Consider the following 20,446-nt stretch of genomic DNA (forward strand, 5'->3'; position numbering starts at 1 on the left):
ACGACCGCCTCAGGCCGCCGAGGGCGCGGACACCGCCGCGGCCTGCGCCTCGGCCATGACGAGGTCGCCGTTCACGTGCGCGCCGGCGAGCGCGCCGCCCGCGGCGGAGGCGCCCACCTGCGCCATCGGCTCGGCGACGTTGCCGGCGGCCCAGACGCCCGGCACCGCGGTCACGCCGGCCATGGCGGTCGGGACCTTCTCGCCGAACCCGCCGGGCATCTCCTCGATCCCGAGGCCGAGGCCCTCGAGGCCGTGGAGGCGGGGGTGCACGCGGCTCGCGACGGCGAGCACCTCGCGCGCGAGCGTCTCCCCGCTCGCGAGGCGCACCCCGGCGACGCGGGAGCCCGTGACGGGGTCGGCGTCGTCCGCGGCGAGCACCTCGACCACGTCCTCCTCGAGGATCCGCACGCCGCGCGCGGCGAGCAGGGCGCGGCCGTCCTCGGGCAGCTCGGTGCCGCGCACGAGGTAGACGACGTCCTCGCTGAGCTGGCGGAACATGAGCGCCTGGTGCACGGAGCCGGGGCCGACGCCCACGATGCCGATCGCGCGGTCGCGCACCTCGTAGCCGTGGCAGTAGGGGCAGTGGACGAGGCCGTGGCCCCAGTGCTCGGCGAGGCCGGGGAGCTCCGGGAGCTCGTCGCGCACGCCGGTCGCGACGATGATCCGGCGGGCCGTGAGGCGGGCACCGGAGGCGAGGTCGAGAGCGAAGCGGAGGTCGCCGTCGACGGGATCGGCGGGGCGGGCGGCGAGCACGGCGTCCTCGAGGATCAGGCCGCCGTAAGAGCGCACCTCCTCGCGGCCGCGGGCGAGCAGCTCGAGTGGCGGCGTGCCCTCGCGACCCAGGAGTCCGTGCACGCCGGCGGCGGGGGCGTTGCGCGGGGTGCCGGCGTCGAGGACGACGACGCTGCGCAGCGAGCGGCCCAGCATGAGGGCGGCGTTGAGGCCGGCGGCGGCGCCGCCGATCACGGCGACGTCGACGAGCTCGGGCAGAGCGGGAGCGGTGGTGGGGACGGGTGCGGTCATGGTGGCCTCCTGAGGCGACGGGCGGATGCTCCGACGCTAGCCCCGGATTGCGCCACAGGACTACGCTCTTGCGCATGACGCAAGAGACCTCGGTCGTCGACGACCTCGTGCGCAAACGCCTGCGGGCGCTGCGCCTCGCCCGCGGCCTGAGCCTCGGCGACCTCGCCGAGCGCACGCACCTCTCCCCCGCGACCCTCTCCCGCCTCGAGACGGGCTCCCGCCGCCTGGCCCTGGACCAGCTGGTGCTGCTCTCCCGCGCCCTGGACACGAGCCTGGACCAGCTCGTCGCGACGGAGGCGGAGGACGTCGTCATCGCCCCCGTGCGCGACCACGGCCAGGACGGCGGGCTGCGCTGGACGCTCCGCGACAGCCCGGACACGACGGTGCTGCGCCGCCGCTTCACCGCCCCGCCCGGCACCCCCGCGGGGACGCCGGGCGCCGCGAGCGGCGCACCGGCCACGATGACCTCCGCCCAGCGCGCCCACCCCGGTCGGGAGTGGCTGCTCGTCCTCTCCGGCACGGCGCTGCTGCACCTGGGCACCCGCAGCGTGCGGGTCGAGCGGGACCACGTGGCCGAGTTCCCGACGATGCTCCCGCACGCCCTGGGCGCCGCGGACTCCCGCCCCTGCGAGGTGGTGATGGTCTTCGACCGCGAGGCGCGCCGCGCCCATCCGGGCTGACGCGCCCCGCCGGGCTCAGCCCTCGCTGATCCAGACGTCGGCGAGGACCAGCTCGGAGAGCGTGCTCGAGCGGAGCCCGTGCACGGTGGGCGCGGAGGCGAAGAAGCCGGACTCGCTGTTGATGTTGTCGAACAGCGGGATGCGGATCGCGTCGCCCACGATGATCCGCTGCGCCTGCGCGAGCAGGTCGTCCCGGGTGGCCTCATCCGCCTCGGTGACCTGCTTGGTCACGAGCTCGCTGAGGTTCCCCGCCTCGGTGAACTCGTCGAGCGTGCGCCCGAAGTCCACCCCCTCGATGAGGCTCGCGGACTCGAAGTTCTCGTTCGTGTACTGCGAGTACAGGGCGAGCTCGCCGGCCGCGCGGGTCGCGTTGTTCAGGTGCAGCTGGCTCTTGCCGTCGCGCCAGGAGCCGCCCGCGCCGCCGATGTCCTCCCGCACGGTGATCTCGATGCCGGCCTTCGCGACCTGCTCCTTGATGAGCTGGAGCGCATCGGAGACCTCCTGCGGCTCCCACCACAGGATCAGCTCGAAGCTCAGCCGCTCCCCGTCCTTCTCGCGGATGCCGTCGGCCCCGGCGGTCCAGCCGGCCTTCTCGAGCAGGGCGCTCGCGCCCTCGAGGTCGTAGCCGAGCAGGTCGGAGACGTCCGCGTGGCCGGTGGTGATCGGCGTGAGCACGCTCGTCGAGGCGGGCTGGCGCTCCCCGGTCACGCCGGAGGCGATCGCGGCGCGGTCGATCGCGGAGCTCAGCGCGCGGCGCACGGCGATGTCCTGCAGCGCCGGGGTCGCGAGGTTCAGCACGAGGCTGTAGGGGATGCCGGACTGCGCCCGGTAGGTGAGGGCGTAGCCGGAGGCCTCGAGCTGGTCCGCGACGGCGGTCGTGGGGTTCTGGGCGATGAGCGTCTCCCCCGCCTGGAGGGCGCTCTCGCGCACGCTCTGCTCGTCCACGAAGGAGATCGTGATCGTCTCGACGCTCGCGGCGCCCTCGTGGCTCGCCCCGCCCGCGTTCCAGGCGTAGTCCTCGCGGCGGCGCAGGACGATGCCCTCGTTGGGGGTGTACGAGTCCAGCACGAACGGGCCGGAGGCGACGTACTCGCCGTTGTCCCGCTCCTCGTAGGTGAGGTCGAAGGCGGAGGGCGCGAGGATCGCGAGCTGGCCGGTCGCGAGGGTGGGCAGGAAGGAGGGGTTCGGCTTCTCGAAGGTCACGGTGGCCTCGTGCTCACCGGTCGCCTCGGTGCCCGTGTAGTGGTCGAAGAGGCCCTGGTAGTACCAGCCCTCACCGTCGGTCACCTGCTGGGCGGACTGGTCGAGGTTCGTCTTCACGACCTCGGCGGTGAGTGGGGTGCCGTCGGAGAAGGTGACGTCGTCGCGGAGGGTGAAGGTGTAGGTGAGGCCGTCCTCGGAGGTGGTCCACTCCGTCGCGAGCCAGGGCAGGATCTCCCCGGTCCCCGGATCCGCGTCCACGAGCGAGTCCGCGAGGGCGCGGCCGACGATGCCGTGGTTCTGGCGGGGGTCGAGCACCGTGATGTTCGCGTGGTAGATCGTGAGGTCGCCGCCGTCGACGCGATCGGACTCGGAGGCGCCGGCCGCGTCCTCCGCGCTCGAGGAGCTGCAGGCGGCGAGGCCGAGCGCGCCGAGCACGGCGGCGCCGAGGCCGCCGGCCTCGCGGCGGGTGAGCAGGGGCAGGCGGAGCGGGGTGGGCCGATCGGTGGTCATGAGGGGTCCTTCCGGGCAGGGGGATGCGGTGGGTCGTGCGGGGTGGACGTGCGGGGCGGGTCGGGTCAGACGGCGGGGGCGAGCACGGGCGCGGCCTCGACGAGGCGGCGCGTGTACTCGTGCGCGGGGGCGGTGAGGAGCTGGACGGGGGTGCCCTCCTCGACGAGCTCGCCGCGGCGCAGCACGCCCACGCGGTGGGAGATCTCGCTGATGACCGCGAGGTCGTGGGAGATGAACAGACAGGTCATGCCGACCTCCTGCTGGACCCGGCCGATTACCTCGATGACCTGCGCCTGGACGGAGACGTCGAGGGCGGAGACCGGCTCGTCGAGCACGAGCAGCGCCGGGCGGGTGATGATGCCGCGGGCGATCGCGATGCGCTGGCGCTGCCCGCCGGAGAGCTCACCGGGGCGGCGGTCGAGCGTCGCCGTGGGGAGCGCGACGGCCTCGACCGCCTCGCGCAGCCGCGCCTCCGCCTCGGCACCCCGGTGCGGGAGGCCGGCGCCCTCGAGGGGCTCGGCGAGGATCCGCCGGATCGTGTGGCGCGGGTCGAGGGAGCCGTAGGGGTTCTGGAAGACGTACTGCACCGCGCGGGCCGCGGCGCGCCGCTCCTCGCGGGGACCACGGGTGAGGGCGCGACCGCCGATGAGCACGTCGCCGGCGTCGGGCCGGTCGATGCCCGCGAGCAGGCGGCCGATGGTCGACTTCCCGGAGCCGGACTGGCCCACGAGCCCGTAGGTGGTGCCCGCGGGGATCTCGAGGTCGACGCCCTGCACCGCGTGCACGGCCCGTCGGCCCCGGCGATCGCGCACGTGGTACGTGCGGGTGAGCCCCTCGACGCGCACCGTCGCACCGGCACCGCCGGCAGCCGCGCCGCCGTCGGCCCCGGCAGGCTCCGGCGCCGCGTCCCGCTCGTGCACCCGCAGGCGCGGCACGGCGTCGAGGAGGAGGCGCGTGGTCGCATGCCGCGGGGCCGCGACGACCTGGGCGGTGGGGCCCTGCTCGACGATCCGCCCGCCCTCGAGCACCACGAGGTGGTCGGAGCGGCCGGCGGCGACGGCGAGGTCATGGGTCACGAGCACGACGCCCACGCCCGTGCGCTCGACGATCTCGTCGAGGAGATCGAGCACGCGCTTCTGCACCTCGACGTCGAGACCGCTCGTCGGCTCGTCGGCGACGAGCAGCACCGGGTCGCCGGCGAGCGCGGCCGCGAGCAGCACCCGCTGGCGCTGCCCGCCGGAGAGCTGGTGGGGGTAGGCGTCGTGGACACGGGCGGCGTCCTCGATCCCCACCTCCTCGAGCAGCTGCACCGCGCGGCGCGGCCGGGCGGCCCGCTCGAGCTCCGGCTCGCACAGGCGGATCGCCTCGGCGAGCTGCCGGCCGATCCGCGCCACCGGGTTCAGGGCGATGTTCGGGTCCTGAGGGACGTAGGCGATGCGGCCGCGACGCAGCGGCAGCCACTCCTTCTCGGGGAGGCCCTGCTCGCCGTCCTGCACGGTGACGCCGTCGAGGGTCACGGCCTCGGCGTGCACGGAGGCGCTCGGCGGGAGGATGCCGAGCAGCGCCTGGGTGAGCGTGGACTTCCCGGAGCCGGACTCGCCGATCACGGCGAGCCGCTCGCCGCGCCCGAGCGCGAGGCCCACGCCGCGCACGGCGGGAACCTCCACCCCGTGGCGACGGTAGGAGACGTGCAGGTCACGGACCTGCAGGAGGGGCGCGTCGGTGGTGGTCACGGCCGGAGGGTCCTTCCCAGGAAGACGCCGAGGCGGTTGGCGGAGAGCACCACGAGCGCGATCAGCGCGCCGGGGATGAGCGCGAGCCAGGGAGCGGTGGAGAGGTAGGTGCGACCGTCGGCCACGATCACGCCCCACTCCGGCTCGGGCGGCTGGACGCCGAACCCGAGGAAGCTCAGCGAGGAGATCAGCAGCACCGACTCGCCGAACTGCAGCGGGACCAGCGCGAGGATCGGTCCCAGGGAGTGCGGCAGCACGTGGCGGGTGAGCGTGCGGCGCCAGGGCAGGCCGTTGACCCGCGAGGCGGTGACGAAGTCCCGCCCGCTCACCTCGAGCACCTCGGAGCGCAGGATCCGGGTGAAGGAGGCGATCGAGCCGACGCCCACCGCGATCGCGATCTGGGCGGTGCCGAAGCCGAGCGCGGTGACCAGCAGCAGCGAGACGAGCATGCCGGGCACGGCGAGGAAGATGTCCACGAGGCGGGAGACGCCCTCGTCGAGCACGCCGCGGAAGTAGCCCGCGAGCACGCCGAGCACGGCGCTCACGCCGACCCCGATCAGGACCGCGACGATCGAGGCGACCAGGGTGTTCGCCGTGCCGTGCACGAAGCGGGAGAACTGGTCGCGGCCCAGGCCGTCGGTGCCGAACCAGTGCGCGGCGCTCGGGGCGCCGAACTTGTGCAGCACGTCCGTCGTGTACGGGTCGTGGGAGGTGAACAGCCCCGGGGAGATCGCCGCGAGGAGGATCGCGACGAGGAGTGCGAGGGCGGCGAGCAGGCTCGGGGAGCGCAGCTCGCGGCGCAGGGTCGGGTCGGCGCGGGGCCGACGGGCCGACGCGGTCGAGGCCTCCCCGGCCGGTGCGGCGGTCGCGGCGGTCCGCGTCGGTGCCGACGGGAGGCGGTCCTCGGTCGCGGGGACGAGGGCCTCGCCGTCCAGGAGCAGGGTGCGCTCGGTCATCTCAGGCCTTCCTCACGCGCGGGTCGATGAGCGGGTGGACGAGGTCCACGAGGAGGCTGCTGAGCACGAACAGCAGCGCGGAGAGGACGACGACGCCCTGCACGAGCGGGATGTCCTGGCTGAGCACGCCCGCCTGGAGCACACGGCCCAGGCCCTGCCGGGAGAAGACCGTCTCGGTGATGACGGCGCCGGCGAGGATGCCGCCCACCTGCATGCCGAGGATGGTCATGGCGGGGACGAGGGCGTTGCGCAGGGCGTGGGCGAGGAGGATCTGCGGCCGGGTGACACCGCGGGCGCGCAGGTAGGAGGCCTGCGGCGACTCGAGGTAGTCGCGGATGGCGGCGGTGGTGACCTGGGCGATCGCGGCGCTCGCGGGGATGCCGGAGGTGAGCGCGGGCAGCAGCAGGGACTTCCAGCCGGTGGTGCCCACGGCGGGCAGGAGGTGCAGGGAGAAGGCGAAGACCTGCACGAGCAGCAGGCCGGTGAGGAACACGGGGAAGGAGAGGAACACCGAGGGCAGCGAGAAGAGGATCGTGCGCAGCCAGGCGGCCCGGGCGGTGTTGGCGAGGAGGGCGACGCCGAGGCCCACGACGATGCTCACGGCGAGCGCGGCGAGGCCGAGCTGCACGGTGTAGGGCACGGCGCCGAGCACGATGTCGGTGACGGGGCGGCCGTACTCGATCGAGTCGCCGAGGTCACCGGTCGCGGCGCGGCCCAGCAGCAGGAGGTACTGCAGGAACGGGGGCCGGTCCAGGCCGTACTTGGCCTCGAGGGCGGCGCGGGTCTCCGGGGAGGCGTTCCCGGATCCGGTGAGCATGATCGAGACGGGGTCGCTGGGCAGCAGGAACAGCAGCAGCCAGGTCACGGTGTAGGCGGCCCACACCACGAGGGCGCCGTGCAGCAGGCGCCGGGCCACGAATCGCATCGTGCTCCCCTTCCGTCTCCGGCCGGATCGCTCCGGCCCCGCTCGCCACCGCAGGTGTGCTTATGTGCGCCATAAGTGGTGGTTCGAGAGAGACAGTAGGGGCGCCGCGACGGATCCCGCGAGGACCTGTGCACACGCCGTCACATTCGGGCGCGCGAGGGCGGGGCGGGGGCGCCGACGGCCGGCGTCACCCACCCCGCGCCACTCGCTCAGACGCGGGCGCCGCGCTCCCCGAGCCAGGGGGCGAGCACGTCCTCCCGGTCCATCCAGGGCGCGAGCCCGCGCGCCCACTCCTCCGGGGTGACGAGACTGCGCACGAAGGCGCGGTGGACCCGGTCGGCGTCCGCCGGCACCACCCCGGTGACGACGAGCCGTGTGGTGGGCAGGTCGCGGCCGGAGTCGGCATGGGCGCCCACGGAGACCTGGCCGCCGGCGCCGTCCCAGCGGGCGATGGTGCCGGGACGGTCCGGCACCCAGAAGCGCCCGCGGCTGCGCAGCGCTCCCCCGCCGAGGGCCTCGATGTGCTCGAGCAGCCGCTCGGGGTGGAAAGGGCGCTCGGAGGAGAGGTCGAGGGTCCAGGTGCCGTGCGCCGTGGGCCCGCCGTGGGACTCGACGCTGCGGGGGTCACGGCGGCGCAGCCCCGCGGCATGGTCGAGCAGCCCGCCGAGCAGCAGGGCGGGATCCACCGCGTAGGGGTCGGTGACGAGCAGCTGATCGGCGGCGCGGAGGTGCTCGACGAGCTCGAGCCCGGCCTCCGCCTCGGCGCTCGGGGCGATGTCCGCGACGATGAGCGGGGAGTACTCGAGCTGGGCGGCGAGCGCCTCTCCCACGCTGCGATGGTCCTCGAGCGCCCAGGTCACGCCGCGCTCGGCGAGGGTGTCGTCGCCGAGGAGGTCCTCGCGGGCGCTCGCGGCGGCGAGCACGGCGGCGGCGCCGGAGAGGTGCCAGCGGCGCTGGTGGGCGAGGAGCGTCCCGACCACGATCTCCGGCTCGGCGCTCAGCGGCGGTGAGAGCAGCACCGCCTGGATCCGCGGATCCCCGGCGAGGCGGTCGAGCGCGGGGACGGCGTCCTCCCGCATGGCGCAGGAGACGCACGGGTGGTCCAGCTCGACCTCCTGCTCCTCGATCACGCCGGCCGCCGAGACGATCAGCCGGCGCAGCGAGCCGGCCTCGGCGTCCACGGTGTAGCGCAGCTCGACGGCGCCGGGCACGTCCAGCAGCAGGCTCGCGACGAGCCCGCCGCGCAGCACGGGGTCGATCGCCGTGACGACGGCGACAGGCAGGGTGGGTGCGGCGCCGTCCCGGGAATGCGCGGGGCCCGCGGACCGTTGGGGGATCTCGCGACCTGTGGTCGCCGCCCCGTCGGCCGACGTCCAGGCCTCGCGACCCGCCTCGGCCCGCTCCCCGCCAGCCCGTCCCCCATCGGTCGGGCCCGTCCCGGCCCGGCTCCCGTCGGCCCGACGTCCGTCCTTCTGGCTCCCGGTCATCCGAGCACCTCCTCGCTTGACGATAATCATTCTCATTACTAGTATCCCGGGTCATGTCCATGCGCTGTCAAGTCACGGGAGCGGTCCCCACCTTCGGCCGGTCCGTCTCCCACTCGAACCGCCGCAGCCCGCGGCGCTTCGACCCCAACATCCAGTCCAAGCGGTTCTACGTCCCCTCGCTGGGCCGCACCGTGCGCCTGCAGGTCTCCGCCAAGGGCCTGCGCACCATCGACCGCCACGGCATCGAGGCGGTCGTCGCCCGGATCCGCGCCCGCGGCGAGAAGATCTGACACCCCGCCCCACCCCTGAACGGAGGCCCCCATGGCCCGGAAGAACGACGTGCGCACCACCGTGAAGCTGCGCTCCACCGCCGGCACCGGATTCACCTACATGACCAGCAAGAACCGCCGGAACACCCCGGACCGGCTCACCATGCGCAAGTTCGATCCGCGGGTGCGGGCCGTCGTCGAGTTCCGCGAGGAGCGCTGAGATGGCGAAGACCTCGAAGATCGCGGCGAACGAGCGCCGCCGCGCGACCGTCGCCCGGCACGCCGAGCAGCGCGACGCCCTCAAGCGCACGATCAAGGACCCCGCCGTCCCCCTCGCGGAGAAGCTGCTCGCCCAGCGGGCGCTGCAGCGGCTCCCGCGGGACGCGAGCCCCACCCGGGTGCGCAATCGCGACGCGGTCGACGGCCGCCCCCGCGGCCACCTGCGCACCTTCGGCCTCTCCCGCGTGCGCTTCCGGGAGCTCGCCCACCGCGGCGAGCTGCCCGGAATCACCACGTCCAGCTGGTGAGCCCCGCTCACCCCACCCTCACAGGAGGACACCCCATGCAGCAGTCCATCCACCCCGACTACCGGCCCGTCGTCTACCGCGACGCGAGCGCCGACTTCGCCTTCCTCACCCGCTCCACCGCGACCTCGGAGCGCACGATCACCTGGGAGGACGGCAAAGTCTACCCCGTGATCGACGTCGAGGTCTCCTCCGCCTCGCACCCGTTCTACACGGGCCAGGCGAAGGTGCTCGACACCGCCGGCCGCGTGGAGCGGTTCCGCCGCCGCTACGGGCAGAGCGCCCGATGAAGGTCCGCAGCTCCCTGCGCTCCCTGGCCGCGCGCCCGGGAGCGCAGGTGGTGCGACGCCGCGGCCGCCTCTACGTCATCAACAAGCAGGAGCCCCGCTTCAAGGGCCGCCAGAAGGGCTGACGCCCTGCCGACGTGGGCCCGGCCGTCGCGCCGGGCCCACGACCGGGGCCGACGTCGGCCCGCCCCGGGGTCTACCGTGGACGCATCACCCGCTCCATCCGAGACGAGGCCCCGATGACGCGCACCGCGGACGCCATTCCCGCCGAGGTCGACGTGCTCGTCGCGGGCGCCGGGCCCACCGGCCTCATGGCCGGGCTCGTCGCGCAACGCCGCGGCCTGCGCGTGCTCGTGGTGGATCCGAAGCCGGGCCCCACGCGGGAATCCCGCGCGATCGTGGTGCAGGCGCGCAGCGTCGAGATCCTCGACCAGCTGGGGCTCGCGGGCCCCGTGCTCGAGAGCGCGCAGCTCGCCGGCCGCCTCCGCATCAAGGGCGGGGACCGTCCCGTCGAGGCGGACTTCGCCCGTGCGCAGGAGCGGGACACCCTCTTCCCCGGCGCCCGCATCTTCGAGCAGTCCCGCACCGAGGCCCTGCTCTCCGAGGCGCTCGCCGCGGAGGGCTGCCCGGTGTGCTACGGCGTGGAGCTCGAGTCCTTCACGGCCGACGGCCCCGCGGAGGAGGGCGTCGAGGCGCGGTTGGCCCCCTCCCCCACCGATGCCACCGGCACGGCGACGCGCGTGCACGCCCGCTGGCTGATCGGCGCGGACGGCGCGAGCTCCCCTGTGCGCCACCACCTGGGCCTCTCCTTCGACGGCGACACCGACGAGGCGACCTTCTGCGTCGCGGATCTCCACGACGTGGAGGGCGCCCCGGACGATGCGCTCTCCGCGCACGTCGGTGAGCAGCGCTTCGCGATCCTGTTCCCGCTGGGCCCGGGCGGTCATGCGCGCCTGATCTGGCTGCACGGCGGCACCGATCCGGATCAGGAGGAGGCTCTCGCCGGGGCGCGCGACGACCTGGGGATCCGCTACGGGCGCGTGGACTGGTTCTCCGCCTACCGGGTGCACCATCGCCTCGCGAGCCGCTTCCGCGTGGGGCCCGTGTTCCTCGCCGGGGACGCCGCGCACGTGCACTCCCCCGTGGGCGGGCAGGGCATGAACACGGGCCTGCAGGACGCCCACCATCTCGCGCACCTGCTCGCGGATATCGCCTCCGGCCTGCGCGATCCCGCCCAGCTCGCGCGCTACGAGCAGGAGCGCCGGCCGGTCGCGCTCGCCCTCATCACGGCCGTGGACCGCGCGTTCGGCCTCATCGCACGCCCGGGCAGGGGCACCGCCTTCGTGCGCCGGCGCGCGCGGGACGTGATCGCCGTTCTCGCCCCGCGGGTGCTGCGCTCGGCGGCGGGGCCGTGGCTGGGCGGGCTGCTGGGCCAGTACCGGATCCACTACCACCCGGTGCCGCGCGGGGCGGTGCTGCCGCAGTGGGCCTCGGATCCCGCGGTGGGGCGCCGTCTGCCGGTGCTCGCGGTGAACCGGGAGGCGCTGCGATCGGGCGGCTGGCAGCTGCACACCTACGGCGGGGCGATCGCCGAGCGCCCTGCGGTGCCGGAGGCCGTGGAGGGCCCGCTCGCCTTCCCGGCGGATCCGCGAGGCCGGCTCCGCTCCTACACGCTGTACCTCGTGCGGCCGGACGGCTATGTCGCGGCGGCCTGGCCGCTGCATGCGGGCGCCGCCGCGACCTCCGACGTCACCGCCGCGCTCACGGCCTACGGGTTCCGGGGCTGACGGCGGGCCGCCCGCGGCGCCGTCGCCCGTGCTGGGGGCGCCCGGCATAGGGTCCGGTCATGGACCTCCACGAGATCACCGCCCGCATCGAGAAGCTCTCCACCCAGTACGCGGAGGTCCACGGCTTCGACCGCTCGGCCGAGTGGGCGCTGCTCAAGCTCACCGAGGAGGTGGGGGAGCTCGCCCAGGCGCACCTGAACGCCTCCGGCCAGAGCCGTGAGCGCGGGCTCGACGACGCGGCGAAGCAGCAGGCCCTGCGGGACGAGGTGGGCGACGTGCTCGGCATGTGCCTCGTCTACGCGGTGCAGAGGGGCATCGACCCCGTCGAGGCGGTCACCGGCAAGTGGTTCCGGTACGAGAAGGCGGCCGACGGCGCCGCGGCAGGCGTCTGAGCTCAGGCGAGCGGCGCCAGCAGGACCTCGTCGAGGGGGCGCCGGGCGCGCGGGGCGGCGTCCCGCTCGCGGATCTTCTCGGGGACGTCCTCGGCGGTGGTGTGCTCACCGATCGCGATGACCGTCAGCGGGAGCTGGGCCGGGTCGAGGTCCAGCAGGGTCGCGATCGCGTCCTTGTCGAAGCCGGCGGCCTGGTGGGCCCAGAGGCCCAGGTGGGCGGCCTGCACGCTGAGGTGCGCGGCGGCCTGGCCGGCGTCGTAGAGGGCGTAGGGGACCGCCTCGCCGTCGCGCTCGGTCTCGGTCACGAGCACGACGAGCGCGGAGACGCGCCGCATCCACAGCTGGTTGAACTCGGCGAGGGTGGCGACGATGCCGTCGAACAGCGCGGTGCCGCGGCGGGCGGCCGCGAGGCGCCAGGGCTGCTGGTTGAAGTAGGAGGGCGTCCAGCGGGCGGCCTCGACGAGGCTCGTGAGCTCGTCGTCGCTCAGCTCGTGACCGGTCGCGAACCCGCGGGGGCTCCAGCGCTCGGCGAGCAGCGGGGCGAGGGGGACGCTGGTGGCGTTGCGGGGCTCGGTGTCGAGTGCGGTCACGGGGCGGGTCCTTCCGGGTGCGGTCACGGCGGGGCGGCGGGAGCGCCGTCGCCGACCTCCCGGTCGCCCGAAGCGCACGTTAGCACTCCCCCAAGCCCACCTTGAAGGCAGGGTGACGCACCCCGTCATGCGGGCACGTCAGCGGGCCTCACCGCACGGGCGTCGGCTCAGGCCTGCCCGCCGTCGAAGTAGGCGCGGAGCTCCTCCGGCACGGGCGGCACCTCGAGCGGCACGCCGCCGCTGCGGATCGACTCCGCGCCGCGGATCCCCGTCGCGACGGCCTCGCGCGCCGCGAGGGCGGAGACGTCGGTCGCGCCGCCGCTGCGGGCGAAGCGCAGGAACTCGGCGACCAGCCGCGGATCCGCGCCGCCGTGGCCCCCGTCGGTGTCCTCCGCCCGTGCGACGACCTCGACCGCGTCCGGCCGGCCGGGCCCGGAGCGGCGGGACTCCCAGATGTGGATCTGGTCGCCGCTGCCGTCCCCCATGTTCTCGATCCGCCCGGCGTCCCCGATCACCGTGTAGTTCCGCCAGTAGTCCGGGGTGAAGTGGCACTGCTGGTAGGAGGCGAGCACCCCGTTGTCCAGGGTCATCTGCAGCATGGAGATGTCCTCGACGTCGATCACGGGGTTCAGCTCCTTCTGCGCCGCGGGCGGCCAGGAGTCCTCGTCGTACCAGTCCCACATGCGGCGGTCGCTGTTGTCGCGGCGGTCCGTGACGTCCCCGTACACGGCGAGGTCACCGATGCCGGAGACGCGGCGGGTGTAGCCGCCTGCGAGCCAGTGGATGACGTCGATGTCGTGCGCGCCCTTCTGCAGCAGCAGGCTCGTCGCCTTCGCCCGCTCGGCGTGCCAGTCCTTGAAGTAGAAGTCGCCGCCGGTCCCCACGAAGTGGCGGCACCAGATCGCGCGCACCCGCCCGATCCGCCCCGAGTCCACGATCGCCTTCATCTGCCGCACCACGGGCATGTGCCGCATGTTGTGGCCGATGTACAGCCGGGCGCGCTTCTCCGCGGCGAGCGCGAGCATCGCGTCCGCGTCCTCGAGCCGGATCGCGAGCGGCTTCTCGCAGAAGGTGGGCAGTCCCGCGCCGAGGGTCGCGAGGGCGACCTCGGCGTGCGCGAAGTCCGGGGTGAGGATCATGACCGCGTCGACCTCGTGCTCGGCGAGCAGCTGCTCGACGCTCCCGACGGTCGCGACCTCGGCGCCGATCTCCTCCCGCGCGGTCTCGCGGCCGCGCTCGCTGGGATCGGCGACCACGGTGATCCGCGACCCGTCCCCCGGTCGATGGGCGTGGAGCGCGACGGAGTGGCGCATGCCGAATCCGATGACGCCGATGCGCAGGTCCTCAGTGGGCTCGGCTGCGGCGGCGGGGTCGAGCGGGGTCATGGCGAGGTCCTTCTCTGCGTCCGACGGCGGATCGCACCGGCTGGCGCAAAACCTTTCACGCGACGCTATCGGCGCTCCCGGGGGCGGTCAAGGGATCCGGCCGGGATCCTCCCGAGGCTCGCGGGCCCACGCGATCCGGCCGGGACCCTCCGCCGCGCCGTCGGCCCCACCGCCCGAGGTCCCGGAGTGGTTACGGTCCCCCGGGCGCCCGCACCCCGCCGGGCCGTCGGTCGTAGTGTCGACGGGTCAGTGCCGTCGCTCCGGAGAGGTCCTCACCCCCGATGTCATCCAGCCCGCTCACCGCTCTGCTCGATGCCGCCCGCCTGGGCGCGCTGCTCACCACCCGGGGCGGGAGGGTCGTCGCGAAGGTCTCCCGCCCCGACGCCAAGGGCACCGCCTATCGCACAGGGCTCGTCGAGATCACCGACGCCGGCCTGCTCACCCTCACGCGCGGCGACGCCTCCGTGGGATCCGTCGCCCTCGCGGAGGACGGCACCACCTTCTTCACCGCGAAGCGCACCGGCGAGGACGGCTCCGAGGCGGAGGACGCCCAGCTGTGGGCGCTGCCGCCGCGCGGCGAGGCCCGCGAGCTCGCCTCCCGACCCGGAGGCTTCGGCGACCTGCACCTGGGCAAGGACGCGCTCGTCGCCCAGCTCTCCGTGCACTCCCAGGCCACGACCGAGGCCGAGCACCGCGAGCTGTCGAGCAGGCGCGAGGACGCGAAGGTCACCGCCGTACTGCACGACGGCTTCCCCACCCGCTACTGGAGCGATGACCTGGGCCCGGCGCGCGAGGTGCTCGCCGTCGCCGAGCTCCCCCGGGACCTCTGGACCGCCGCGGCGGTCGAGGAGGACGGCGACACGGACGCCGAGGGCTCCGACGAGAAGGACACCTCCCGCTCGGTGCTGCGCTTCCGGCACGTGACCCTCCCTCCGGGCCGCCTCGTCGACTGGGTCGCGGACGACGCCGGCACCCGCGCCCTCGTCGCGATGCAGGACTCCGTGGGCGAGCTGCTGGGCGTGCCGGACCTGCACCTCGTGGACCTCACCGGTGCCGAGGCGCCGCGCCTGATCGTCCCTGGCACCGCCGAGGTCGAGCACTCCCCCGTCTCCTTCAGCCCGGACGGCCGCCGCGCCGTCGTCTCCCGCGAGCAGACCTGGAGCGGGAGCGCCTCCCTCGACGTGCGCCCCCTGCTGCTGGACCTCGGGACCGGGGACCTCACGGAGCTCTGGCCGGAGCTGGACCGCTGGGTGCAGCCGATCTGGCTGGACGACACGACCCTCGTCGCGGAGAGCGACGACACCGGCCGCGGCTCGCTGTGGATCGGCGGCCTCGAGGACGCCGCTCCGCGCCTGCTCGCCTTCGGCCCCGACCAGGACCTCAGCCCCGCAGGGATCTCGGTGGCGGGCGGCGCGATCATCGCCTCCGTCTCCGGGGTCGCCTCCGCGCCGCGCCCCGTGCGGGTGGATCCCGCGACCGGCGCGGTCACGGAGCTCCCCCACCCCGCCGGCGCTCACTCCCCGCAGCCCGTCTCCCCCGGCACGCTCACCGAGGTCACCGCGACCGGGGAGGACGGCACGGGCGTGCGCGCCTGGCTGCGGCTCCCCGAGGGCGAGGGCCCGCACCCGCTCGTCGTCTTCGCGCACGGCGGCCCCTGGGGGTCGTGGAACGCATGGACCTGGCGCTGGAACCCGGACCCGTTCGTCGCCGCCGGCTACGCGGTGCTGCTGCCGGACCCGGCCATCTCCACCGGCTACGGGCAGTCGATGATCGAGCGCGGCCAGCACGAGCTGGGCGGCGCCCCGTTCACGGACGTCATGGCGCTCACCGACGCCGCGATCGCCCGGGCGGACGTCGACGCCGAGCGCACCGCCTTCGCGGGCGGCAGCTACGGCGGCTACATGGCGAACTGGGTCGCCGGGCACACGGGTGACCGCTTCCGCTGCATCGTCACCCACGCGTCCCTGTGGGACACCCGCGTCATGGGCCGCACCACGGACAACGCGGGCTGGGAGCCGCCGATGCGCACCCAGAACGACCGCTTCGACCCGAGCGCGAGCGTCGCCGACATCGAGGTGCCGATGCTCGTCATCCACGGCGACAAGGACTACCGGGTGCCGATCTCCCAGGGCCACGCCCTCTGGTACGACCTGCTCACCTTCTCCGCAACGCCCAAGGACGAGCACGGCCGCACCCGCCACCGGTTCCTGTACTTCCCCGACGAGGGCCACTGGGTGCTGGGCCGCGGCAATGCGCAGGTCTGGTACGAGACCTTCCTGGCCTTCCTCGACGAGCACGTGCGCGGCGAGCACACGGAGCGTCCCGCGACGCTCGGCTGATCCGCGACCTCACCCACCGGCCGACGGGGCCCCGCACGAGCGGGGTCCCGTCGACCGATGACGCTCAGCAGGTGGGGCTCACGTCCTTGCTCGCGGGGCCGTCCTGGTCGAGGGCGTCGAGCACGATCTGGTGCACCACGGGGTCGTTGGGGCTCTGGTCGTGCGCGAAGGGGTCGCGCGGGCAGAGGTCCTGGAGGACGAGGTTGGTGACCTGGTCCTCGGGGCCGTCGAGCGCCTGCGACGTGTAGGGCGTGACGATCTCGTCGTGCTCGGTGGAGATGACGGTGTAGTCGACGCCGGGGACGGTGTCCGGGATCGAGGCGAGCTCCTGCATGAAGGCGCTTCCGGCCTGCTGGTCGATGCAGGCGGCGCAGGTCCGGTAGGCCACGCCCTGGTCGGCGTGGGCGAGCGCGCTGCCCTCGCCGTCGTCGTCGCGGACGATCAGGCCCTGGGTGCCGTGGCTCGAGGGGGCGATGCCGACGAGGTCGTCGACCTTCGCGGCGCCGCCCTGGAAGCCGATGTACCAGCGGGGCATCATGCCGCCCTGGCTGTGGCCCACGAGGTCCACCTCCTGCGCGCCGGTCGCGCCGAGCACGCGGTCCACGAAGGTGCCGAGCTCGGTCGCGGAGTCGCGCACGGGGCCCGTCGCAGGGACGACGTGGGTGACACCGTAGTCGAAGGCGTAGACGCAGTAGCCGGCGTCGGCGAGGACGGGCGCGAGGGTCCACCAGTTCTTCGCCATGGTCTCGAAGGTGCCGTTGACGAGGACCACGGGCTCGGGGTGCTCGGCGGAGGGGACGCAGTCCCAGTCGTTCGCGCCGGGCGGGCTGATGCCGAGGGCGTCGGCGCGCGTCGTCGGCGCGGCGGCGAGGGCGAGGACGGCGACGATCGCGGCGAGGAGGGCGAGCAGCGGGCGCGAGGGACGCCGTCGCAGCAGCGGTCGGGGCAGGGTCGGGGACGGGTCGGTCATGGTGATCTCCTGGTCCGCCGGGAGCATCCGAGAGCCACGTTACTCATCGGTCACCGGCTTGCTGCGGGACCGTAGCAGGCCGCCCCTCCGCCTGGAAGGGGCATCCGTACATCGACCCGTGGCCCTGCATCGACCCAGGTCAGCGCTCTGCGCTCGACTCAGGCGGCCTGTTCGGCGAAGATCTCCGCGAAGCGGCCGCCGCTCGCGAGCAGCTCGTCGTAGCGGCCCCGCTCGACGACCCGCCCCTCGTCCACCACGAGGATCTCGTCCATGCCGCGCAGGGTCCACGCGCGGTGCGAGACGACGATCGTGATGCGCTCGGAGCGGCTGCGCTGCAGCTCCCGGAAGATCTCCTGCTCGGCCTCCGCGTCGATCGCGCTCGTGGGCTCGTCGAGGATCCAGATCGGGGCGGCGCGCAGGTGGATCCGGGCGAGCGAGAGCCGCTGCCATTGCCCGCCGGAGAGGCCCACGCCGCCCTCCCACTGCGAGCCGAGCTGCTGGTCCAGCCCGCCCTCGAAGCCCCGCACCATGCTCGCGGAGTTCGCCGCCTCGAGCGCCGCCCAGAGCTCCTCGTCGGTGACGTCGGTGCGGGGCGTGCCCAGCACCAGCGACTCCCGCACCGTCAGCTCGTAGCGGCCGAACTCCTGCGTGAGCGTGCCGAAGTGCCCCACCCAGTCCTGGAAGGGCATGTCCTCGCGGCGGCGGCCGTCGATCTCGATCTCCCCCGACTCCGGGTCGATCGTGCCGACGATCGCGCCGACAGCGGTCGTCTTCCCCGCGCCGTTCACGCCGACGAGCGCGACGATGCTCCCGCGGTCGATCCGCAGGTCCAGGCCCTGCAGCGCGGGCGTCTCCTTCCCCGGGTAGGTGTGGGTGACGCCGCGGACCACGAGCGAGCGCGCCTCCGGGGCGACCGAGGGCGCGCGCTCCTCGCTCCGCATGGCGAGCAGGGTGCGGTAGCGCTCGAACGGCGCGCCGCCCTCGACGATGTTGCCGAGGTTCTGGCCGAGGGACCCCACGGCGCCCATCGCCGCCATGACCCCGTAGACGCCGCCCGCCGCGGCGGGCCCGTAGTGCACGCCGACGACGAGCGCGGCGAGCGCCCCGGCGAGCAGCAGCGAGGTCGCGAGGCCCGCGAGCAGGCGCCAGGAGAGCATCGGCAGGTAGGTCTGCGCCTTGCGGGCGGTGATGCGGCCCACCGTCCCCGCCACCTGCGCGGAGATCTTCGCGTTCGCGCCGAGCGAGGTCAGCTCGATCGAGGAGGCGGTCGTGACGAGGTGCTGGTGGAGGTAGCGGGAGCGCCAGTACAGCTTGCCGACGTCGTCCCACATGCGGGAGCTGATGAGCGTGATCCGCTGCGAGGCGACGAGCATCGGGACGAGCGAGACCAGCACGAACACCGCCGCGAGCGGGCTCATCGTGGCGAGCGTGACGAACACGCCGAGCACGGAGAGCACGTCCCGCACGAGGCTCAGCACGAAGGGGTAGAGGAAGGAGATCTCGTCCTCCGCGGCCTTGTTGCCGGCCTCGATCTCCGCCGCCGCGGCCGGGTCCGCGAGCACGGTGGGCGGGAGCGTCGCGAGGGTCGCGGCGACCTCCCGCTTCGCGCGCAGGCCGATGAGGTCCACGACCCGCCATTGGAGCGTCCCGGCGATCGCCTCGACGGGGCCGGTGAAGGCGATGAGCAGCACGAGGCCCGCGAAGGGCGCGGCGACGTCGGCGAAGGCGTCGGCCCCGGTGAGTGCGCCCACGAAGTCCGCCATGAGCAGCACCTGCAGGGAAGGCACCGCGGCGACGAGCAGGGCGAGCACGACCGCGCCCACGACCATGCGCGGCGCCGCCGCCCACGCCTGCCGGATGCTCCATGCCCCCACTGCGAAGATGCCCACGGCCTGAACCTCTCACAGCGGGCCGACGGACGCTCCCGCTTTTCCGACACCCGTCGGCACCGGGCGACGGGACCCGGCGGGGACGGGGCGCTCAGCGCGTCGCGCGCGGGTCCCCGACCCGGCCGACGACGAGCGGCGCGCCGGTCGAGCTCTCGAAGGCGACGAGCACGTAGGGCGCGTCGATCACGAGCGCCTTCGGCTCGGCGGGCGCGGAGGTCGCGCCGACGCTCACTGCCGTCGCCGCGGCGGCCTCCATGCCCTCCTCGTCGACGGTGATCACGGCCTTCTGCACCACACCGGATATCCGGAGCTGCTCCTCCGACGTGATGCCGGAGAAGTCCGCGTCATCGGTGAACGGCGCCTCCATGCCGAGCTCCTGCAGCACCGGGACGAGGTCCCCGTCCCAGCCGAGGTCGATCGTCGGGACGGTGAGGGCAACCGTGTCCGAGGTGCCGCGGATCCCGGCGAGCACCGCGCCCAGCCCCTCGGCGGTGGGATCCGCGGCGCCGTCGGCCGTCTCCGCCCACGCGTCGAGCAGCTCCTGCGCGGCGCCGGCGGGTCGCACGAGCGCGAGACCGAGGTCGTCGCCCTCGGTGGGCAGGGCGGTCGCGGTGCAGAGCTCGTCCTCGTACCAGCCGCGCGCGTCGCCGTGGAGCATCGGCGTCGTCACCTCCTCCCCGCCGTCGAGGGTGAACGGACCGTCCTCGAGGGTGAGCGGGCTGGGCCAGGCGGCCTTGAGGTGCAGGGTGTTCACGAGCACGAGCCGGGTGGCCTCGGTGAGCATGCCCTGCGGCACGAGCTCCTCGATGAGGCCCGCGGTCTCCTCCTCGACCCAGTCGTTGATGCGGGTGCGGGCCTTCTCGCGGGGGCCGTCGGCGGTGAAGTCCGCGGTCCAGACGCCGCTGCCGAACCAGCGGGCGAGCGCGTCGAGGTAGTCCTGCCCGGCGTCGAAGCCCTCCTGCGCCCAGGTGGCGCAGGCGAGGGAGGCCACGGCGGGCTCCGCCGCGTCCGGATCGTCCTCCTCGCGCTCCTCCTCCCCCACGGCGGCGAGCACCTGGTCGAGGGTGTTCGCGGCGGCGGCGATGGTCTCGGCGTCCCCGCCGAGCACCTGCTCCGTCTGCTCCCGGGTGCTGCCCGCGGCGCCGAGCGCGGCCATGGTGAGCGCGATCTGCGCGGAGAGCGGGGAGCACACGAGGTTCACGGCCTCGCGGTCCGCCGCGGCGAGCAGCCGGGCGGTGAAGGGGAGGACAGCGGCCGCGACCTCCTCCGCGGGGCCCGCCGCCTCGCGGTCCACCTCGGCGCGCAGGTCCGGCTGGGCGGCGGAGCCCTCGTCGCCGCAGGCCGCGAGGCCCAGCGCGAGGGCGGGGAGCACGAGCCCGGCGCCGAGCACGCTGCGCCGTCGGGCCGTCGCGAGCGGTGTGCGCGAGGGGCGGGTGGAGGGCAGCAGTGCGGCGTCCATGCCCCCATCCTGCCCGTCTCGCCCCGGCGCGCACACCC

At 74.4% G+C, this 20,446-nt stretch carries 20 protein-coding genes; 9 read left to right on the forward strand and 11 right to left on the reverse strand.

Features of this window, described 5'->3' with window-relative positions:
• Window positions 1-9: 9 nt before the first annotated feature.
• Window positions 10-1,023, reverse strand: a complete 1,014-nt coding sequence (locus NLU66_RS00750) for an NAD(P)/FAD-dependent oxidoreductase (protein WP_259361054.1) — start codon at window positions 1,021-1,023, stop codon at window positions 10-12.
• A gap of 74 nt (window positions 1,024-1,097) precedes the next feature.
• On the opposite strand from NLU66_RS00750, the gene NLU66_RS00755 reads away from it, so the two are divergent.
• Window positions 1,098-1,703 carry a helix-turn-helix transcriptional regulator gene (locus tag NLU66_RS00755; protein ID WP_259361055.1) on the forward strand — a complete coding sequence of 202 codons (606 nt, stop codon included), beginning with the start codon at window positions 1,098-1,100 and terminating at the stop codon, window positions 1,701-1,703.
• Between the two features lie 15 nt (window positions 1,704-1,718).
• Here the strand turns inward: NLU66_RS00755 and NLU66_RS00760 are convergent, their stop codons facing one another.
• The 5 genes from NLU66_RS00760 to NLU66_RS00780 form a co-directional block, all read right to left on the reverse strand.
• Entirely contained in the window at window positions 1,719-3,416 is a 1,698-nt protein-coding gene (locus NLU66_RS00760; protein WP_259361056.1) for an ABC transporter substrate-binding protein, read from the reverse strand.
• 65 nt (window positions 3,417-3,481) lie between these two features.
• Window positions 3,482-5,149 carry a dipeptide ABC transporter ATP-binding protein gene (locus NLU66_RS00765; RefSeq protein ID WP_259361057.1) on the reverse strand — a complete coding sequence of 556 codons (1,668 nt, stop codon included), beginning with the start codon at window positions 5,147-5,149 and terminating at the stop codon, window positions 3,482-3,484.
• The gene (locus tag NLU66_RS00770) at window positions 5,146-6,105 is read right to left on the reverse strand and encodes an ABC transporter permease (RefSeq protein ID WP_259361058.1); all 960 of its coding nucleotides are present in this window, start codon (window positions 6,103-6,105) and stop codon (window positions 5,146-5,148) included. The genes NLU66_RS00765 and NLU66_RS00770 overlap by 4 nt, the downstream gene beginning before the upstream one ends.
• Window position 6,106: 1 nt before the next feature.
• Window positions 6,107-7,030, reverse strand: coding sequence for an ABC transporter permease (locus NLU66_RS00775; protein ID WP_259361059.1), 924 nt, complete (start codon window positions 7,028-7,030; stop codon window positions 6,107-6,109).
• 209 nt (window positions 7,031-7,239) lie between these two features.
• Window positions 7,240-8,517, reverse strand: coding sequence for a CobW family GTP-binding protein (locus tag NLU66_RS00780; RefSeq protein WP_259361060.1), 1,278 nt, complete (start codon window positions 8,515-8,517; stop codon window positions 7,240-7,242).
• Window positions 8,518-8,570: 53 nt separating this feature from the next.
• Between NLU66_RS00780 and rpmB the strand changes: the two genes are divergently transcribed.
• The 7 genes from rpmB (at window position 8,571) to NLU66_RS00815 (ending at window position 11,776) form a co-directional block, all read left to right on the forward strand.
• Entirely contained in the window at window positions 8,571-8,807 is a 237-nt protein-coding gene (gene rpmB, locus NLU66_RS00785; protein WP_259361061.1) for a 50S ribosomal protein L28, read from the forward strand.
• A 31-nt stretch (window positions 8,808-8,838) separates the two neighbouring features.
• Complete coding sequence (gene rpmG / locus NLU66_RS00790; protein WP_137769063.1) at window positions 8,839-9,006, forward strand: 50S ribosomal protein L33; 168 nt, start codon at window positions 8,839-8,841, stop codon at window positions 9,004-9,006.
• Window position 9,007: 1 nt separating this feature from the next.
• Window positions 9,008-9,313, forward strand: coding sequence for a 30S ribosomal protein S14 (gene rpsN / locus NLU66_RS00795; RefSeq protein ID WP_259361062.1), 306 nt, complete (start codon window positions 9,008-9,010; stop codon window positions 9,311-9,313).
• A gap of 35 nt (window positions 9,314-9,348) precedes the next feature.
• Complete coding sequence (locus NLU66_RS00800) at window positions 9,349-9,600, forward strand: type B 50S ribosomal protein L31 (RefSeq protein ID WP_259361063.1); 252 nt, start codon at window positions 9,349-9,351, stop codon at window positions 9,598-9,600.
• On the forward strand, window positions 9,597-9,722 hold the full coding sequence (gene ykgO / locus NLU66_RS00805) for a type B 50S ribosomal protein L36 (RefSeq protein WP_137769066.1): 126 nt from the start codon (window positions 9,597-9,599) through the stop codon (window positions 9,720-9,722). The genes NLU66_RS00800 and ykgO overlap by 4 nt, the downstream gene beginning before the upstream one ends.
• 114 nt (window positions 9,723-9,836) lie before the next feature.
• Window positions 9,837-11,384: an FAD-dependent monooxygenase gene (locus NLU66_RS00810; RefSeq protein WP_259361064.1), complete on the forward strand. Its 1,548-nt coding sequence runs from the start codon at window positions 9,837-9,839 to the stop codon at window positions 11,382-11,384.
• Window positions 11,385-11,443: 59 nt separating this feature from the next.
• Window positions 11,444-11,776, forward strand: a complete 333-nt coding sequence (locus NLU66_RS00815; protein ID WP_259361065.1) for a MazG nucleotide pyrophosphohydrolase domain-containing protein — start codon at window positions 11,444-11,446, stop codon at window positions 11,774-11,776.
• 2 nt (window positions 11,777-11,778) lie between these two features.
• Here NLU66_RS00815 and NLU66_RS00820 read toward each other — a convergent pair whose 3' ends face one another.
• A complete protein-coding gene (locus NLU66_RS00820) occupies window positions 11,779-12,366 on the reverse strand; it encodes a nitroreductase family protein (protein ID WP_259361066.1) in 588 nt (195 codons plus the stop codon).
• Window positions 12,367-12,533: 167 nt separating this feature from the next.
• Window positions 12,534-13,751 carry a Gfo/Idh/MocA family protein gene (locus NLU66_RS00825; RefSeq protein WP_259361067.1) on the reverse strand — a complete coding sequence of 406 codons (1,218 nt, stop codon included), beginning with the start codon at window positions 13,749-13,751 and terminating at the stop codon, window positions 12,534-12,536.
• A gap of 281 nt (window positions 13,752-14,032) precedes the next feature.
• On the opposite strand from NLU66_RS00825, the gene NLU66_RS00830 reads away from it, so the two are divergent.
• A complete protein-coding gene (locus NLU66_RS00830) occupies window positions 14,033-16,090 on the forward strand; it encodes an alpha/beta fold hydrolase (RefSeq protein ID WP_259361068.1) in 2,058 nt (685 codons plus the stop codon).
• A gap of 64 nt (window positions 16,091-16,154) precedes the next feature.
• Here NLU66_RS00830 and NLU66_RS00835 read toward each other — a convergent pair whose 3' ends face one another.
• From NLU66_RS00835 to NLU66_RS00845, 3 genes are all read right to left on the reverse strand, one after another.
• Window positions 16,155-17,060: a lipase family alpha/beta hydrolase gene (locus NLU66_RS00835; RefSeq protein ID WP_259361069.1), complete on the reverse strand. Its 906-nt coding sequence runs from the start codon at window positions 17,058-17,060 to the stop codon at window positions 16,155-16,157.
• 158 nt (window positions 17,061-17,218) lie between these two features.
• Window positions 17,219-18,949 (reverse strand): ABC transporter ATP-binding protein, encoded by a 1,731-nt coding sequence (locus tag NLU66_RS00840; RefSeq protein ID WP_259361070.1) that lies wholly within the window; start codon window positions 18,947-18,949, stop codon window positions 17,219-17,221.
• Window positions 18,950-19,040: 91 nt separating this feature from the next.
• Complete coding sequence (locus tag NLU66_RS00845) at window positions 19,041-20,408, reverse strand: serpin family protein (protein ID WP_259361071.1); 1,368 nt, start codon at window positions 20,406-20,408, stop codon at window positions 19,041-19,043.
• Window positions 20,409-20,446 lie beyond the last annotated feature (38 nt).

This window comes from Brachybacterium sp. NBEC-018 (genome assembly GCF_024860185.1).
Lineage (GTDB): Bacteria > Actinomycetota > Actinomycetes > Actinomycetales > Dermabacteraceae > Brachybacterium > Brachybacterium rhamnosum.